This window comes from Rhizobium sp. GCM10022189 (assembly GCF_042656325.1).
Lineage (GTDB): Bacteria > Pseudomonadota > Alphaproteobacteria > Rhizobiales > Rhizobiaceae > Rhizobium.
On the sequence record NZ_JBHSOR010000049.1, the window covers coordinates 131,499 to 147,797 of the forward strand.

Here is a 16,299-nt window from a genome sequence, read left to right on the forward strand (position 1 = left end):
TCCGTCAGCGGCAGGCGGCGGCCAGCGTGCCGTCACGCTCGGCCGTGCGATAGGCGCGGGTGCCGGGCCGCGGGCACGCCGTCCGGTCGGACGGAATGACGACGGTCACATTGTCGCTTTCAACGGGTTCGAGCGGAATGGAGATGCCGCCGCCGCTTGCATTGGCATCCGGCACGGTGCCGGGCGGCATGCCGCCGAAGCGGCCGGAATAATCCATGTCACCGAGGGTCTGGGACAAGACCGGGGCGGCAAAGCCGAGGAGAATGATCGAGGCTGCTGCAATGACCTTACGCATGACCATATTCCTTCCTATCCGGCCGATATGAAACGAGATCTGGCTATGCATCGTTCCAGCCGATCCGGCCGTCGGTGAAAAAAACCGGCATGGATTAATCTAGGAAGGCCGATGCGGATTTCCATCCGGCGACCGGCGCCGCCGGATGGATTCATTCGCCGTCAGAAGGCGACCGAGGCGTTGACGAAGAAGGTGCGCGGCTGGCCCGCGAACTTGCCGCCGTTATTGTCCGTCGAGCGGGTGAAATAGTCCTTGTCGAACAGGTTCTTCACGCCGAAGGCGAATTGCGGGGCATTCCTGTTGTCTTCCGGCTGGTAGGCGACGCGCAGGTTGACGGTGCCGTAGCCCGGAATGTCGCCGAGGCGGCCCGTCGCATCCTCCTCCGTCACGTAGGTCGCGCCGGCATCGGCCGAGCCCGGCGAATGCTGCTTCGACTGGGCCTGCAGGTCGGCATTGAAGATCCAGTCGTTGTAGCGGTAACGCGCGCCGAGCGAGGCGACCTGCCGCGAATAGAAGGGCAGATCGCGGCCTTCGAAGGCGCCCGCCTGATAGGTCGCTTCCGTATAGGTGTAGCTCGCGGACAGCGACAGGCCGTCCAGCGCCGGCACGACATCGCCGATGTCGTAATTGACGGCGGATTCGATGCCGCGGTGGCGGGTGGCGCCGAGATCGGTCCAGATGCCCTCGCCGACGATGGTGCGGCCGAGATAGAGTTCCTTGTCGAAATCGATGTTGAAGGCGGTCAGTTCGGCACTCCAGCTGTCGCCTTCGTAGTGCAGGCCGATTTCGTAGGTCGTCGCCTTTTCGGGGTGCAGGCCCTCGGTGGTGGAAGCGAGCTGGCTGTATTGCTGCGGGCCGAAGGAAACGCCGACATTGGCGAAAACGGTCAGGTCGTTGGTAAGCCGGTAGGAGGCCGACAGCGTCGGCAGGGCCTCCTTGGCCTCGATCGACGGATAGAGCGCGCTGGTGACGCCGCCGCTGGCGTTGAGATTGACCACGTCATTATGCGTGCTGATCAGCTCGTAGCGGATGCCTGGCGTGATCGTCCAGTCGCCGATCTCGATCTTGTCGTCGATGTAGAAGGCGTGCGCGATCGTGCCTCCGTCGCTCGTCTGGTAGGTCGGCGAGGCAAGCGTGGTCGGATCGACGCCCGACGCCCTGTCGTAGAAGGACGTGCGGGAGGCGACTTCCGAGCTTTCTTCCCAGAGGTAACGATAGCCGACCGTCACTTCCTGGGTGATGCCGCCGAGTTCGAAGAGCCTGGAATAACGTGGCTCGATGCCGAAATAGCGGTAGCTGCGCGGCGCCGACGTCAGGCGATAGCGGCCGGCATTGGCGCCCGTGCCCTGCTGCTCGACATGGCTGCCGCGGAAGGAATCGACGTAATAGGTCAGCACTTCGAAATTGTTGTCGCCGTCGTCATGCTGGTAACGCAGCGAGATATCGTTGCGGCGGCCGCTGAAATCGTCGTAGCGGCGGGTGGACTGATAGGGATCGGCATCATATTCGGCGCTCGTCAGGCCGCCCGGCATCCTGCCCTTGCCCTCGTAATGGTGGAACTGGATGCCGAGCTTGTCGGTATCGGAAAATTCGTAAGCGCCCTTGGCGATGATATCGTCGATATCGGTGCGGTCGTTGGCGTCGCGATAGCCCTCGCCGTGGATGCCGGAATAGAGGATGGCGGCGCCGAGCCCGTCGTCGTTGGTGCCGCCGATCAGGAAATTCGGCGTTGCTTTCACATGGCCGTTATTGCCGGCGACTTCCGCGCCCGAGGCGAAACGGGCGGTGAAATCCTCCGGGATCGGACGGGTGGCGAAATTGATGATGCCGCCGACATTCTGCGGCCCGTAGCGCACCGAACCGGCGCCGCGCACCACGTCGATCGTCTCGACATTTCCAAGCGTCAGCGGGAAGAGCGACAGCTGCGGCTGGCCATAGGGCGCATAGGCCAGCGGGATGCCGTCCATCAGCACGGTGGAGCGCGGCGACAGGCGCGAGGTCAGGCCGCGCACGCCGAGATTCAGCGACACGTCGCTGCCGCCGGTGCCGTTGGCCTCCTGCACCTGGACACCGGGGATCTGGTTCAGCGCATCGCGGATATCCTGCGCGCCCTTTTCCTCGAACTGCTCGCGATCGAGGATCGTGCGGGCGCCGGCATGTTTCAGCACCTTCTCTTCGTTCGGCTCTTCCAGCCAGTTGCCGGTGATCTTGATCGTTTCGAGCTCGGTGACGGGGCCGCTGGCGGCCTCCTGGGCGAGAGCCGACGTGGCGGATGCCAGAAGCGTGGCAGCGAGAGCGAAATGTTTTCCTAGGAATCTGGGGAGGAATCTGGGCGCGAACATGGAGGGTTTTCCGTAGGCGTTGGAGAAATTCGAACAACAGCCGGCCATGCCGGAAACGCCGAGGCATTCCGGGTGTAACGGACTGTTTTTGTTGAAGGATTATCGGATGATGTCAGCCGCTCTGCCGGTGTCGGCGTCTGGGCACGGTCTTATGGGAAAAGGAACGGTCTTCAGCCGTCCTGCAGCGAACAAACAGGCGCGTCATGCAATAACCCCGACAGTCGACGCCGCTGCGGCACGGCGCCATGTCGTGGTGACTACAATATTGTAGTCTGCATTTCAATAAACATAACTCAATTTCTCATGTTTATTTTCGCGGGCGCGGAACGGCAAAGGCATCGCCGTTGCAGTCAGTCGTTGCCGAGCGCCTGATCGCGCAGCTCGGCAAGGCGCTTCTTGGCGTCCGTCGCCTGCTGCTGGTTGCGGACCGCCACGCCATAGGCAAGAAGATCGGCCATGACGATGGCGCCGATGCTCCAGCTTGCGAGCTTGGAGGGCGAGCCGATGCAGGTCAAAACGGCCGAGACCTCGTCCGCATAACGGGCGCGCAGCTGCACGCCGCAGACCAGGATGACCTTGCAGCCGATGTCCCTGACCTGCCGGACGACGAGCTTGAACGCGGCCGTCTCGCGCACGGCATGGAACATGACGATGACGTCGGCGGGGCGCAGGTCGATCAGCTCGTTGGCAAGCGTGAAGCCCGATGCCCCGGTACAGCGGGTGCGCACGCCGGCACGGCTGAGCGCAATCGCGCAATGGCGGGCCTCGACCTCGGCCGTGCCGAGGCCGATGCACCAGACCGTATCGGCGCCTTCGACAAACGAGATGGCGGCGGCAAGCATGGCGCCGTCCACCTGTTCCTCGGTGGAGGTCAAGACTTCGCGGGCGGTCGCAAACATCTGGCCGGCGACCTTTTCCAGATCGTCGCCGGTCGCCCGGAAACGCTGCTCCAGCCGCTCGCTGGTGGAAATGGTGCGCGCCATGACGCGGCCCGACACGCGTTTCAACTCCGGCAGGCCGGAAAAGCCGAGGCGCTTGGCGGTGCGGATGACGGTCGCGTCGCTGGTGCCGGTCTCGGCGGCAATCTCCTCGGCGCTGCGGAAAATCAGGACATCGATCGGCATCCTGACCAGATGTTCAGCCACGGCCAGTTCCGACCGGCTGAGTTTGGTCCGGTGCTCTTCGAAATGCTCTCTCAGCACTGACGAGGATCGATCGCTTGCGTTCATCCGCCCTTCCCGATTTGATGTCCAGAAGGCCGAATAACCGAGTTTGCGTCCCGGCGGAACAAAAAAGCCCGCCATATGATGCCGGACCTCACGAAGAGATGGGCCGTCTCAGACGAACTGGCTGAGGCCCGGCACGGAGGCGACGACCTGATCGACCACCTCTTCGCCGGCATGTTCCTTGGCAATCGCGATGGTTTCCCTGGCGAGCGAGGTGATTTCGCCCATGCCGAGACCTTCGCTCATCAGCTGCTGGCCGAGGCCCATGATGCCGCCGCCGCCGAGCGCGCTCATCAGGCCGCCGAGCAGGCCGCCGCCGGCGCCGGAGCCTTCGCCATTGAACTGGGCGACGAGTTCGGTCGCGCCGGGGATCTTCTCGATCATTACGGCGACAGGGCCGTCGGCCGCTTCGCGCTGCAGGAAGCCGAGCATCATGCCGAGCGCCTTTTCGGCAAGCTCAGGTTCAATGCCCACCCGATTGGCGATTTCAGTCACAATCTCATTCATCGTCTGCCTCCTGTTTTGACGTTAACGTCAACGTAATCGAATCGTGGCGGCAACTCAAGCGGCCGTCTGTGCGCTGTCGGCTTCCGCTTTTCCTTTTAACGCAGACAGTTGTCCGTCTCCCGTCGCCTGCTTATAACAGAGAAACGATATTTGCATGAATGTGCGAAAAGAGGATGATCGCATATTCCGGCACTGAGCGGCGGCATCGACCGAGGAGACATTCTTACATGCTCGAGGACGGCAAGATTTTCATCGGCGCAAGCCGCAATCCAGACGACAGCATCAACAAGGGCGAATATCTGGATCTCAGGTTCGGCAACCGCCACGGGCTCGTGACCGGTGCCACCGGCACCGGCAAGACGGTGACGCTGCAGGTGCTGGCCGAAGGCTTTGCGAGGGCCGGCGTGCCGGTTTTCGCCGCCGACATCAAGGGCGACCTTTCGGGCATCGCCGCCAAGGGCGAGCCGAAGGATTTCCTGACCAAGCGCGCCGAGCAGATCGGCTTTACCGATTACGAATTCGACCAGTTTCCGGTCATCTTCTGGGATCTCTTCGGCGAGAAGGGGCACCGGGTGCGCACGACCGTCGCCGAGATGGGGCCGCTGCTGCTTGCCCGGCTGATGGATGCCTCCGAGCCGCAGGAAGGCGTCATCAACATCGCCTTCAAGATCGCCGACAAGGCCGGCCTGCCGCTGCTCGACCTCAAGGATTTCACCGCGCTGCTCAACTATATGGGCGAAAACGCCACCGAGCTTTCCAGCCAGTTCGGGCTGATCTCCAAGGCGTCCGTCGGCTCCATCCAGCGGGCGCTGCTGGTGCTGGAACAGCAGGGCGCGGAACATTTCTTCGGCGAACCGGCGCTCAAGATTTCCGATATCATGCGCACGTCGAACAACGGCTACGGGCAGATTTCCGTGCTTGCCGCCGACAAGCTGATGATGAACCCGCGCCTTTACGCCACCTTCCTGCTGTGGCTGCTCTCCGAGCTGTTCGAGGAACTGCCCGAAGTCGGCGATCCCGACAAGCCGAAGCTCGTCTTCTTCTTCGACGAGGCGCACCTGCTCTTCAACGATGCGCCGAAGGTGCTGATCGAACGCGTCGAGCAGGTCGTGCGCCTCATCCGCTCCAAGGGCGTCGGCGTCTATTTCGTCACGCAGAACCCGCTCGACGTGCCCGAAACGGTGCTTGCCCAGCTCGGCAACCGGCTTCAGCACGCCCTGCGCGCCTATTCGCCGCGCGAGCAGAAGGCGGTCAAGACGGCGGCCGATACGTTCCGCCCCAACCCGGCCTTCGACTGCGCCACCGTCATCACCAATCTCGGCACCGGCGAGGCGCTCGTCTCGACGCTGGAGGCCAAGGGCGCGCCGTCGATCGTCGAACGCACGCTGATCCGCCCGCCATCCGCACGCGTCGGGCCGGTGAGCGATGCCGAGCGCCAGCTGGTCATGGACCACAGCCCCGTTCTCGGCATCTATGACGAGGATATCGATCGCGAATCCGCCTTCGAGCTGCTTGCCGCGCGCGCCAGGAAGGCCGCCGATTCCGAAGCCGCCCGGCGGGCGCAGGAAGAGGCTCCGGCGCCGCAGGAAGGCAGCACCACATCCGGATGGACGCTGCCCGGCTTCGGCGGCAGCGACGACGAACCCGCCGCCCGCGGCCAGTCGCGCGGCCGCTCCGGCTACCAGCGCGAGACGGTGATGGAAGCGGCGATGAAGAGCGTGGCGCGCACGGTGGCGACACAGGTCGGCCGGGCGCTGGTGCGCGGCATCCTCGGAAGCCTCAAGCGATAGGGCTCAGGCGGCAAGGCTCCGGCGCGGCACGGTCTTTCGGATCGCCTGCCGCGTTTCCATGTCCGACGCCTGTCGCGCAAGACCATGCCGGCCCGGCGCGACAGGATTCGATCAGCGCTTGCGCACGAATTCCGTGCGCAGGACGAGGCCCTTGATCGTATCGTGACGGCAGTCGATCTCTTCCGGATTGTCCGTCAGGCGGATGGAGCGGATGACCGTGCCCTGCTTCAGCGTCTGGTTGGCGCCCTTGACCTTGAGGTCCTTGATCAGCGTGACGGAATCGCCGTCCTTCAGCACATTACCCGAGGCGTCGCGAACCTCTGACGCGGCCTGTGCGGCTGCCGCCATCTCCGAGGCCGGGCGCCATTCGCCTGTCGCCTCGTCATAAACGTAATCGTCGTCATCGCCTGCCATAACATCATCCCCCGTTCGAGAGTTTCCACAATCTGTCGGAGGCCGCTTACAACGATCGCCCGATGTTGCGCAACCATGATGGCAAACAGGCGCCACGCGATTGCGCCGGGATCAAAGCGGCCGCGACATGAAGACTTCGGTATGGCTGATTTCCGCCGGCACGCTGCGGAAGGGCGGGCAATGGGTAAAGCCGAAGGCCTCATAGAGACAGACAGCGCTTTTCAGATAGGAAGCGGTGTTGACGAGCATGGTGGGGCGCCCGCTCTTCCTCGCTTCACCGAATATCCTCTGCATCAGCAGATTGCCGATGCCCCGGCCGCGAAAGGCGGGATCGACGTAAAGTTTGTGGATCTCCATCGCGTCGGTCCGGAAAGGGGCGAGCGCGATGCAGCCCGCGGGCGCGCCCTGCCACCGGGCAAGGAACATCACGGCTTCGCCGGCACCGTATTTGCGGGCAAGGCTTTCATGGTTCTCGCCGTGGAAAAGCGCCATGACGATCTCGGCGGGCACGCCATGGTCCCGCCCGAGCTCCACGTCCAGGGCGCCGAGCGCCTCGCAGAAGCCGGCGGCGATGACGAAATCCTGTCTGCTGGCGGCCCTCGAAACGGAAATCATCCCTCGCCTCATCCCGAATGATGAAGGAATTTCATACCATCAGAGCGTGTTTTTCACCATCCGGAACCCTTGTGTGCGAGGGCAGGCAATGGTATTTCCATGCCCGCAACCGAGAAAGAAAGGAGGGCTGCGCGTGAATATCTATTTCCGGCATCATCGCCAGCGTGGCCCAGTCAACGCCCTGCAGATGCGTTTGCAGGGCTGACCAGAGACCGTTTCTCGCAAATCTCTTCCTGGTCCGCCCCTCGTGGCACTGCTGCGCCTTAACGCCCCCGTTCAAGCCGCATGCATTTCTCAATCCGCCAAGCAGAACGCGCTTTTCCGTCGATGGCTGAGGCCCCGGACAGGTGCGATCGCTTGGCAAGACCAGGATCCGATCATGACCCTCATCAATATCCGCAATCTCGGCATCGTGCTTTCCGCCCCGCTGTTTTCCAGGCTCAACCTCGTCGTCAATGCCGGCGACAGGATCGGCCTTGTGGCGGCCAACGGGCGCGGAAAATCCACCCTCCTCAACCTCATGACGGGCAGGCTGGAGCCGACCGAGGGCGAGATCACCAGGGCGCGCGGGCTCACCCTCGGCCATGTGGAGCAGAACGTGCCGCCCGATCTTCTCGACGCCACGTTCCGCGAGGCCGTTCTGCGCGCGCTTCCGGCCGAGCAGGCCGAGAGCGAAAGCTGGCGCGCCGATGTCGTGCTGGAATCGCTCGACGTGCCAGAGGAATTACGCGAGCGGGCGCTCCGCCAGCTCAGCGGCGGCTGGCAGCGGCTGGCGCTGATCGCCCGCACCTGGGTGAACGAACCCGACGTGCTGCTGCTCGACGAGCCGACCAACCATCTCGACCTCGAAAAGATCGCGCGGCTGGAAAGCTGGCTGAACGCCCTGCCACGCGACACGCCCGTCATCATTTCCAGCCATGACCGCGCCTTCCTGGATGCCACGACCAACCGGACGCTCTTCCTGCGGCCGGAGCAATCGCCGGTCTTTTCCCTGCCCTACAGCCGGGCGCGGGCCGCGCTCGACGAGGCGGACGCTTCCGACGCCAGGCGCTACGAGAAGGACATGAAGACGGTCGAGCAACTGCGCAAACAGGCGGCGAAGCTCAACAATATCGGCATCAATTCCGGCAGCGACCTTTTGGTGGTCAAGACGAAGCAACTGAAGCAGCGCGCCGAGAAACTGGAGGAAGCGGCAAGACCCGCGCATCTGGAGCGTTCGGCCGGCGCCATCCGCCTCGCCAATCGCGGCACGCATGCCAAGGTGCTGGTGACGCTCGAGGATGCCGAGGTCAAGACGCCTGACGGCAGCCTGCTTTTGCGCACCGGAAGACAGTTCATCTGCCAGGGCGACCGCATCGTGCTGCTCGGCCTCAACGGTGCGGGCAAATCACGGCTTGTCGCCATGCTGAAAGCGGCGATCGCCGAGCCGGAAACGGCAAGGGCCGGCATCAAGGCCACGCCCTCGCTGGTGCTCGGCTACGGCGACCAGCTGCTGGCCGATCTCAGCGATGCCGACACGCCGCTGCAGACGATCATCCGCCGCTTCGATGTCGGCGACCAGCGGGCGCGCGCGCTGCTGGCCGGCGCCGGCATGACGATCGAGATGCAGGGCAAGCCGGTGAAGCTGCTGTCCGGCGGGCAGAAGGCGCGGCTCGGCATGCTGGTGCTCCGGCTGACGCAGCCGAATTTCTACCTGCTCGACGAGCCGACCAACCACCTCGATATCGAAGGGCAGGAAGCGCTGGAAAGCGAGCTGATGGCACATGAGGCAAGCTGCCTGCTCGTCTCGCACGACCGCAGCTTCGTGCGCTCCGTCGGCAACCGCTTCTGGCTGATCGAGCGGAAGAAGCTCATCGAGGTGGAGAGCCCGGAAGGGTTCTTTGCAAGCATGGGATAGCGAGAAAAGGGTCGCAAACCGGACCGTTTGCGACCCTATCGCCGGCGCCAGGGCATTTTCGGCGGAAACGGGGCACCTTCAATACTCTAGCTCATTGTTTTCTCGGCAGTTCCGGACGCAAAACCGGTTCCCACTTTTGCTGGAATTGCTCTCTTTCCAGCGCAATTCCGCACGCAAAACCGGTTCCCACTTTTGCTGGAATTGCTTTAACGTTCGCCCGCCGACAGGCAGAAGAACGCCCCTTGCGGGTCCACCGCCTGGCAGATCCAGGCGCCGGGCACTTCCATCGGGCCGTTGACGACCTTGCCGCCGCCGGCGTTGATGCGCTCGATCGCGGCGTCGAGCGCCGGCACGGTGAAATAATAGGTCCAGAAACACATGTCGACCTCGGGCGGGCGGGTCATCATGCCGCCGGTCTGTTTTCCGTGCTCGGCGAAGATGTGGTAGACGCCCATCGGACCCATGTCGAAATCCTGGTCCTTCGTCCAGCCGAAGAGCTTGGCATAGAAGGCGAAGGCCTTTGCCCCGTCATTGGCGTAGAGCTCGTGCCAGCCGATATGGCCGGGCGTGTCGGAAGGCAGTTCCGGCGGCGCGTTTTCCATCGGCAGCGGCGTCATGATGCAAAGCACCGCGCCGTCGGGATCGGCCACGACCGCAAAGCGGCCGATGGTCGGAATGTCGGCCGGCGGGCGGCGGATCGTGCCGCCGTTTGCCGCGAAGTCGCGCGCCGACTGATCGACGTCATCGACATCGACATAGCCGGTCCAGTTCGGCGGAATGCCCTGCCCTTCCAGTTCCGCGGGGAAATGCATCATGCCGGCGACGCCGACGCCATTCGCCTCAAAGATGATATATTCCGGCTGGTCGTCCACTTTCATCGGCTTCGTCGTCCAGCCGACGACGGAGCCGTAGAATTTCGCCGTCGCATCTAGGTCCGGCGTCATCAACTCGCACCATATGAACTTGCCATGCGTATCGGACATCGTGTTCTCCTCGGTCCACGCTTGAGTTCTGTCTCTCTGCCTTGCGCGATTCCGGGCGCTGAAGCGCTACAGGCTTCGGCGGGAACCGCCTGTCGAATATGCCCCGGCGATGTCAGCCCTTGCGGGCATATCTGGCTTCCATGAAGGGCTTCCAGCTGCCGTCCGGCTGCCGGGCGCTCGATGTGAAGGTTCTGGTGGCATCGTCGATGAAAGCGATCTGCTCGCGATAATCGGCAAGCCCGTCGCCTTCGAAGGCCGGTCCCCTGGTGTAGAGCGACAGGACGTTGCCCGACGGCTCGACCTCGCCCTCATAGGTCCACATGTAGTCCATCATGGAGCCGATCCAGCTGCCGACATACTTGCCCTTGCCGGGGTCGTAGCCCAGGGTCAGGATCGTCGTCGCCTGTTTGCCGTCGGCCATTTCACCGGTGCCTTCGGCGACGAACCAGATGCCCTGCAGGGAGCGCACGGTCTCCTCCCAGAGCTTCTGGCCGGTCATGTCCGAAGCGGTGACGGTCCATCGACCGACCATTCTCTCCAGGAAAGCATGCTCCTTCAGCACTTGTGCAGTCTTCATCGTCCTCTCCTCCGGATGATGGTGGCTGGCTGGATGCTTCACGCATTTACGGACGCAAAACCGCGCAATCTCTTGCCGGAATCGCGTCAGTGGCAGCAGGATGAGGCCTGGGGGCTTTCCTCATATTCGTCGTGGCGCTTCACGAAATCCATGATCGAATCTTCGTTGCGGCCCTTGGGCGCGTGATCCAGGATCATCATCGTTCCCAGCGTTTCCTCCGCACCTCGGGCATAGCTCGAATAGGTATGAAACACCTCGCCCTTGTCGTTTTTATAAAAGGCGGACAGTCCGGGCAGTTCGTCATTGGCCTCGGTGGGCGCTATCTCGGAGAAATTATAAAAGACCTTGTCCTTGGCAAGATCCTCCGGCGTGAAAGATACGTGATAGTCGAAGTTGAAGTCGTTGCCGAAGGACGAGACCCAGGGGAATTTCCAGCCCATGCGCTGCTTGTAGGCCTCGATCCTGGCCAGCGGCGCGCGGGCAATGGCGACCAGGGTGACATCGTGGTGGTTGAGATGGGGCAAGGTGCCGTCGAAATGATCGGCCTGGAAGGAGCAGCCCACGCAGCCGGCCTCCCATTCGGGGCCGAACATGAAGTGATAGACCATGAGCTGGCTGCGGCCGTCGAAGAGGTCGGCGAGCGATTTCGGCCCTTCCGGCGTGTCGAAAATATATTCCTTGTCCACCTTCACCCAGGGCAAGGCCATGCGTTCGGCATTCAGCCTGTCCCTGAGACGGGTTGCCTCCTTCTCCTTCTGGAGCAGGGCGCGGCGGGCTTCGAGCCATTCCTCGCGGGAAACGACGGGATTCTGCATCACTTTGTTCAGCATGGTCTGCGCCCTCCTCCGGCGCGGCCGGATTCTCCGGCGGACAGTCTCCTCTTCTTGACTAAATACATTGATATCAATAGAAATAGATCATGTCAAACCTGATCGCGATTCCTTTTTCGACAACGCTTCTGGTGCGGGATACGTGCCTGTGCCTGCATGTGCAGCGCGCCGCCCGCGCGCTCGCTAGGCTGTTCGACGATGCGCTGCGGCCTGTCGGGCTCACCAACGGCCAGTTTTCCCTGCTCATGTCCCTGAACCGGCCGGAACCGCCGCCGATGGGGCCGGTCGCAAACCTGCTTGCCATGGACCAGACGACGCTGACGGCGGCGCTGAAACCGCTGCAGCGGCGGGGCCTCGTCGATGTCGTGCCGAACCCGAAAGACCGGCGCGGCCGCCTGCTGCGCCTGACGGATGAGGGACGGGCCGTGCTGCAGAAGGCGCTGCCGATCTGGGAAAACACGCATGCGGCGCTGGAGACGACATTGCCCGAAGGCAACGGCGACCGCTTGAGGCGAGATCTGCAATACCTGGCGTGAGCCTGCCCCGCCGGCAAATGCGCGCGCTCACGGATAAGGCATCCGCAAGGCACAATGTCTTCTCCCCGACATCCGGGGAGAAGACAGGATAAACACAACGATCAGCGCGTCAGGTCGAGGGCGGCCGTCAGGTTGCCCATCGGCGGCTCGTTGTTGAGCGCCAGCGCCCTGTCGCGGGCAAGCAGGCCCGGCAGGACCGGCAGGTCGTAGCGGGCGGTGATCAGGCGCAGGATCGACGTCGTGTCGTATTGGGTGTGATCGACCGTGCCGGCCTTGGCATAGGGCGAGATGATGAAGGCGGGAATGCGGTTGCCCGGTCCCCAGCGGTCGGCCTTCGGCGGTGCGACGTGATCCCAGAAGCCGCCGTTTTCGTCATAGGTGACGATGACGAGCATATGGCCCCATTGCGGGCTCTTTTCGAGATGCGCAACGAGATCGGCAAGGTGCTGGTCGCCGCTCGACACGTCGGCATAACCGCCATGTTCGTTGAGGTTGCCCTGCGGCTTGTAGAAGGAAACGGCCGGCAGCTTGCCGTCGTCGATATCCTTGATGAAGGCCTCGCCGCCGAGGCCGCCGTCCTTCAGGTGCTCGGCGCGGGCGGGCGTGCCGGGCGCGAAATTGGCGAAGTAGTTGAAGGGCTGGTGATGGAACTGGAAGTTCGGCACCGGCGTGGCGTTCTTGCCGTCGAGGGCCGCCTGCCATGCGCCGCCATACCAGGCCCAGCTGATGCCCTTCAGCGACAGGAGGTCGCCGATGGTGACGGCGTGCTGCGGCGGCAGCGTCGTCGGCTGCGACGGGTCGGCATAGGCGGCGTCACCGTCCTTGGCCGGCGCGTTGGCGCTCGGCTGGTAGGGCGGCTGCATGGTGTTGACGGCGTAGAAGTCAGGCGTGAGATTGCCGTCGGAAACGAATTTCGGCGCGCCTTCGAGGGCCGATTTCGGGCCGTTCTCGGCAGGGGTCAGCGAGATGCCGTCGGCATCGACCTTGGCGATGGTGGGCTTGGCCGGGCTCTTGTCGGCATCGGCATAATAGGGCGCGCAGGCGCAGACCAGCGCGAAGTGGTTGAGGAAGGAGCCGCCGAAGGCGCCCTGGAAGAAATTGTCGGCGAGGACGTATTTCCTGGCGACCTGCCACATGGGCAGGATCGAGCCGTCATAGTGGCCCATGACGAGGCTGCCGGAATCGGCCCAGGCGACGAACTTGTCGTTCCTGCCGCCGTCGATCTGCATCTGCTCCTGATAGAAGCGGTGCCAGAGGTCGCGGGTAATCACGCTCGGCGCCTGCGCAAAGCCCTTGGGATCGTCGATCGAGAAGGCGGCATTGGCAAGGTGGGCGGACTGCGCCTCGGTGACGGCGGGCGTGACACCCTTGGCGGTCAGGCCGCCCCAGGCCGGCGGCAGTTCGGCAAGCGGCGTGCCGTCGCGATCGAGCTGGCGGGTCTGGCTTTCGCTTGCATTGGCAAGGCCGTTGGCGCCGGGAAAGCTGCCATAGAGGTTATCGAAGCTGCGGTTTTCGGCGTAGATGACGACGATATTCTGGATCTTGTCGATACCGGCGGGTGCGGCATGGGCCGCCGTGGCAAGCGCCAGCGGCAGCATGGCCGAGCCGGCCAGCGAAAGATTGCGGAGGAGGTTCAGTCTGGTCATGGCGGGATACCTCATGGCTAAGGGGGCGTGGCTAGAGGAGCGCCCGGCGAATGTGGATGGGCCAGGCGCAGGCGCGACGCTATTACCGCCATCTATCAACTTTGTGACACGGGACGGCCTGCACGCACGGCCGGCAGGCGCGCGTCATCAATCTGTTGCAGTCAGGTTCGATCATGGGGGCATACAATGCTAACCCATTGGAACTCCTGACATGGCGACAAAGATTACCTGGCTCCTGCGATCCGGCCTGGCGCTCGGTCTGGCCGCGACAGCGCTCGGTTTCAGCCTTCTGCCCCTGCGGCAAAGCAGCGCGGCCGTCACCGGCGGCGTGCATCCCGGCCCGATGTCGCGGGCGCGGGCCTATGCGCGGGCCGAAGCGCTGACGGAACTCGGCCGCAAGATGTTCTTCGATGCCTCGCTTTCGGCCTCGGGCATGCAGGCCTGCGCCTCGTGCCACGACCCGCACCATGCATTCGCGCCGGCTTCGGCCGCGCCGATCGAAACGGGCGGGCCGCATATGGACCAGCCGGGCCTGCGCGCCGTGCCGACCCTGCGCTACCTGCAGGCGGTGCCCTCCTTCACCGAGCATTTCTACGATTCCGAGGACGAAGGCGACGAGAGCGTCGATAACGGGCCGACCGGCGGCCTGACCTGGGACGGGCGCGTGGACCACGGCTACGACCAGGCGAAGATCCCGCTGCTGTCGCCCTTCGAAATGGGCAACAAGGATGAAGCGCAAGTCGTCGCCGCGCTCGCCAAGGCGGCCTATGCGGAGGATTTCCGGGAGATTTTCGGCCAGGACATCTTCGGCAATGCCAGGGACGCCTTCCAGGGCGCGGTCGAAGCGCTCAGCACTTTCGAGCAGAGCGGCGCGGACTTCTACCCCTATTCCAGCCGCTACGACGCCTTCCTTGCCGGCAAGGGCACGCTGACGGCGCAGGAGCTGCACGGGCGCGAACTCTTCGAAGATCCGGCCAAGGGCAACTGTTCGAGCTGTCATCTGAGCGAGCCCGCCAATGACGGAGAGCCGCCGCAATTTTCCGACTTCGGCTTTCTCGGGCTCGCCGTGCCGCGCAATATGGCAATCCCGGCAAACAGCGATCCGAACTATCACGATCTCGGCCTCTGCGGCCCGCAGCGCACCGATTTCAAGGACCGGCCGGATTATTGCGGCCTGTTCCGCACGCCGACGCTGCGCAATGTGGCGCTGAAGAAGAGCTTCTTCCACAATGGCTATTTCCATTCGCTGCGCGACGTCGTCTCCTTCTACGCCACGCGCGACAGCGATCCGGGCCGCTGGTATCCGAAGAATGCCGACGGCACGATCCGCAAATATGACGACGTGCCGCAGGCCTATTGGGCCAATCTCAACCAGGACCCGCCGTTCGGCCGCAAGCCGGGCGACCCGCCGGCCCTGACGGATCCGGAGATCGACGATATCGTCGCCTTTCTCGGCACGCTGACCGATGCGGACCAGCTGCCCGGCCCGGCGCAGCAGGCGGCGCATTGAGATCAGACGAAAAGGGCCGGAGCAATGCCCCGGCCCTTCGCGGCGGATGCTGCAGGTTAATCAGGCTACCGTGACCGGAACTTCGGTCGAGGTGCGCATGGCGTGGCTGTAGGGGCAGACGATGTGGGCGGCTGCGGCAAGCTTTTCGGCGGTTTCGCGATCGACGCCCGGAATGTTGACCGTCAGCGCGACTTCGATGCCGAAGCCGCCGCCGTCTTCACGCGGGCCGATGCCGACGGTTGCGGAAACGGTGGTTTCTTCGGGAATCTTGACCTTTTCCTTGCCGGCCACAAATTTCAGGGCACCGAGGAAGCAGGCCGAGTAGCCGGCTGCGAAAAGCTGTTCGGGATTGGTGCCGGTTGCGCCGTCGCCGCCGAGTTCCTTCGGCACGGTGAGCGTGACGTCGAGAACACCGTTTTCAGAAACGGCGCGGCCTGCGCGGCCACCGGTAGCGGAAGCTTTGGTCGTGTAGAGAATAGGCATGACAATCTCCTTTGGTTGGCCCCGATCGTTCGGGTTGGATTTTTAATATCGCGCAATTAAGTTGTACGCAAGTGAATTTTGCAAATTGCATTCCGAATTCGAAAGGAGGACAATAAGGGCCTCCAGGGATGGCAGCGATGAAAGCGAGAACAGCGAAAGTGATGGAAATACCGGAAGAGGAAAAGCGGCTGGACAAGCAGCTCTGTTTCGCAGTCTACGCGACGGCGCATGCCTTTACCCGGGCCTACAAGCCCATACTCGACAGGGTGGGCCTCACCTATCCGCAATATATCGTGATGCTCGTGCTGTGGGAAAAGGCGGAATTGCCGGTCAAGACGATCGGCGACCAGCTGGATCTCGATTCCGGCACACTCTCCCCTCTCCTCAAGCGGCTGGAGCAGAACGGCCTCATCAAGCGCACCCGCGATTCGCGCGACGAGCGGCAGGTCATCGTGTCGCTGACGCCGAAAGGCCAGGCGATGAAGGGCGAGGTCAATACGATCATGTCTTCGATCGGCGAGGCGATCGGCTGCACGCTGGAGGAAATGACCGTCATGCGCGAGATGCTGACCCGGCTCAGGGGAAATCTCAACGGAAGCCTGTAGGCCGGGCTTTCCTCACGGGCTGGAAGAGGATGCCCGCGCCGGA

16 protein-coding genes are annotated in these 16,299 nt (G+C 63.4%); 5 read left to right on the plus strand and 11 right to left on the minus strand.

Annotated elements, in window-relative coordinates; translation table 11 throughout:
* Positions 1 to 4 precede the first annotated feature (4 nt).
* The 4 genes from ACFPWW_RS21720 to ACFPWW_RS21735 all read right to left on the minus strand — a co-directional run bounded on the left by ACFPWW_RS21720 (position 5) and on the right by ACFPWW_RS21735 (position 4,370).
* Positions 5 to 295 carry a hypothetical protein gene (locus ACFPWW_RS21720; protein WP_112568762.1) on the minus strand — a complete coding sequence of 97 codons (291 nt, stop codon included), beginning with the start codon at positions 293 to 295 and terminating at the stop codon, positions 5 to 7.
* A gap of 161 nt (positions 296 to 456) precedes the next feature.
* Complete coding sequence (locus tag ACFPWW_RS21725; protein ID WP_377313195.1) at positions 457 to 2,637, minus strand: TonB-dependent receptor family protein; 2,181 nt, start codon at positions 2,635 to 2,637, stop codon at positions 457 to 459.
* A 350-nt stretch (positions 2,638 to 2,987) separates the two neighbouring features.
* Positions 2,988 to 3,866 (minus strand): MurR/RpiR family transcriptional regulator, encoded by an 879-nt coding sequence (locus ACFPWW_RS21730; RefSeq protein ID WP_377313196.1) that lies wholly within the window; start codon positions 3,864 to 3,866, stop codon positions 2,988 to 2,990.
* Between the two features lie 108 nt (positions 3,867 to 3,974).
* Positions 3,975 to 4,370 carry a hypothetical protein gene (locus tag ACFPWW_RS21735; RefSeq protein WP_112704206.1) on the minus strand — a complete coding sequence of 132 codons (396 nt, stop codon included), beginning with the start codon at positions 4,368 to 4,370 and terminating at the stop codon, positions 3,975 to 3,977.
* A 227-nt stretch (positions 4,371 to 4,597) separates the two neighbouring features.
* On the opposite strand from ACFPWW_RS21735, the gene ACFPWW_RS21740 reads away from it, so the two are divergent.
* On the plus strand, positions 4,598 to 6,160 hold the full coding sequence (locus tag ACFPWW_RS21740) for a helicase HerA-like C-terminal domain-containing protein (RefSeq protein WP_112704207.1): 1,563 nt from the start codon (positions 4,598 to 4,600) through the stop codon (positions 6,158 to 6,160).
* Between the two features lie 111 nt (positions 6,161 to 6,271).
* Here the strand turns inward: ACFPWW_RS21740 and ACFPWW_RS21745 are convergent, their stop codons facing one another.
* Together ACFPWW_RS21745 and ACFPWW_RS21750 are read right to left on the minus strand one after the other, a co-directional pair.
* Positions 6,272 to 6,574 carry an alkylphosphonate utilization protein gene (locus tag ACFPWW_RS21745; RefSeq protein WP_112568508.1) on the minus strand — a complete coding sequence of 101 codons (303 nt, stop codon included), beginning with the start codon at positions 6,572 to 6,574 and terminating at the stop codon, positions 6,272 to 6,274.
* 111 nt (positions 6,575 to 6,685) lie between these two features.
* Complete coding sequence (locus ACFPWW_RS21750; RefSeq protein WP_112704209.1) at positions 6,686 to 7,189, minus strand: GNAT family N-acetyltransferase; 504 nt, start codon at positions 7,187 to 7,189, stop codon at positions 6,686 to 6,688.
* A gap of 379 nt (positions 7,190 to 7,568) precedes the next feature.
* On the opposite strand from ACFPWW_RS21750, the gene ACFPWW_RS21755 reads away from it, so the two are divergent.
* Positions 7,569 to 9,086 (plus strand): ABC-F family ATP-binding cassette domain-containing protein, encoded by a 1,518-nt coding sequence (locus ACFPWW_RS21755; RefSeq protein ID WP_377313197.1) that lies wholly within the window; start codon positions 7,569 to 7,571, stop codon positions 9,084 to 9,086.
* 206 nt (positions 9,087 to 9,292) lie between these two features.
* On the opposite strand, the gene ACFPWW_RS21760 is transcribed toward ACFPWW_RS21755, so the two are convergent.
* From ACFPWW_RS21760 to ACFPWW_RS21770, 3 genes are all read right to left on the minus strand, one after another.
* On the minus strand, positions 9,293 to 10,069 hold the full coding sequence (locus ACFPWW_RS21760) for a VOC family protein (protein ID WP_377313198.1): 777 nt from the start codon (positions 10,067 to 10,069) through the stop codon (positions 9,293 to 9,295).
* A gap of 112 nt (positions 10,070 to 10,181) precedes the next feature.
* Positions 10,182 to 10,646: a DUF1579 domain-containing protein gene (locus tag ACFPWW_RS21765; RefSeq protein WP_377313199.1), complete on the minus strand. Its 465-nt coding sequence runs from the start codon at positions 10,644 to 10,646 to the stop codon at positions 10,182 to 10,184.
* Positions 10,647 to 10,732: 86 nt separating this feature from the next.
* Positions 10,733 to 11,461 carry a DUF899 domain-containing protein gene (locus ACFPWW_RS21770; RefSeq protein ID WP_112568760.1) on the minus strand — a complete coding sequence of 243 codons (729 nt, stop codon included), beginning with the start codon at positions 11,459 to 11,461 and terminating at the stop codon, positions 10,733 to 10,735.
* A gap of 104 nt (positions 11,462 to 11,565) precedes the next feature.
* On the opposite strand from ACFPWW_RS21770, the gene ACFPWW_RS21775 reads away from it, so the two are divergent.
* Positions 11,566 to 12,012: a MarR family winged helix-turn-helix transcriptional regulator gene (locus tag ACFPWW_RS21775; protein ID WP_112704213.1), complete on the plus strand. Its 447-nt coding sequence runs from the start codon at positions 11,566 to 11,568 to the stop codon at positions 12,010 to 12,012.
* Positions 12,013 to 12,113: 101 nt separating this feature from the next.
* Here the strand turns inward: ACFPWW_RS21775 and ACFPWW_RS21780 are convergent, their stop codons facing one another.
* Positions 12,114 to 13,658, minus strand: a complete 1,545-nt coding sequence (locus ACFPWW_RS21780; RefSeq protein WP_112704214.1) for an acid phosphatase — start codon at positions 13,656 to 13,658, stop codon at positions 12,114 to 12,116.
* Between the two features lie 211 nt (positions 13,659 to 13,869).
* Here ACFPWW_RS21780 and ACFPWW_RS21785 point away from each other — a divergent pair, with 211 nt between their 5' ends.
* Entirely contained in the window at positions 13,870 to 15,168 is a 1,299-nt protein-coding gene (locus ACFPWW_RS21785) for a cytochrome-c peroxidase (protein WP_113414438.1), read from the plus strand.
* A 60-nt stretch (positions 15,169 to 15,228) separates the two neighbouring features.
* Here the strand turns inward: ACFPWW_RS21785 and ACFPWW_RS21790 are convergent, their stop codons facing one another.
* The gene (locus tag ACFPWW_RS21790) at positions 15,229 to 15,651 is read right to left on the minus strand and encodes an organic hydroperoxide resistance protein (protein ID WP_007818814.1); all 423 of its coding nucleotides are present in this window, start codon (positions 15,649 to 15,651) and stop codon (positions 15,229 to 15,231) included.
* A gap of 128 nt (positions 15,652 to 15,779) precedes the next feature.
* Between ACFPWW_RS21790 and ACFPWW_RS21795 the strand changes: the two genes are divergently transcribed.
* A complete protein-coding gene (locus ACFPWW_RS21795) occupies positions 15,780 to 16,256 on the plus strand; it encodes a MarR family winged helix-turn-helix transcriptional regulator (RefSeq protein WP_112568491.1) in 477 nt (158 codons plus the stop codon).
* Positions 16,257 to 16,299 lie beyond the last annotated feature (43 nt).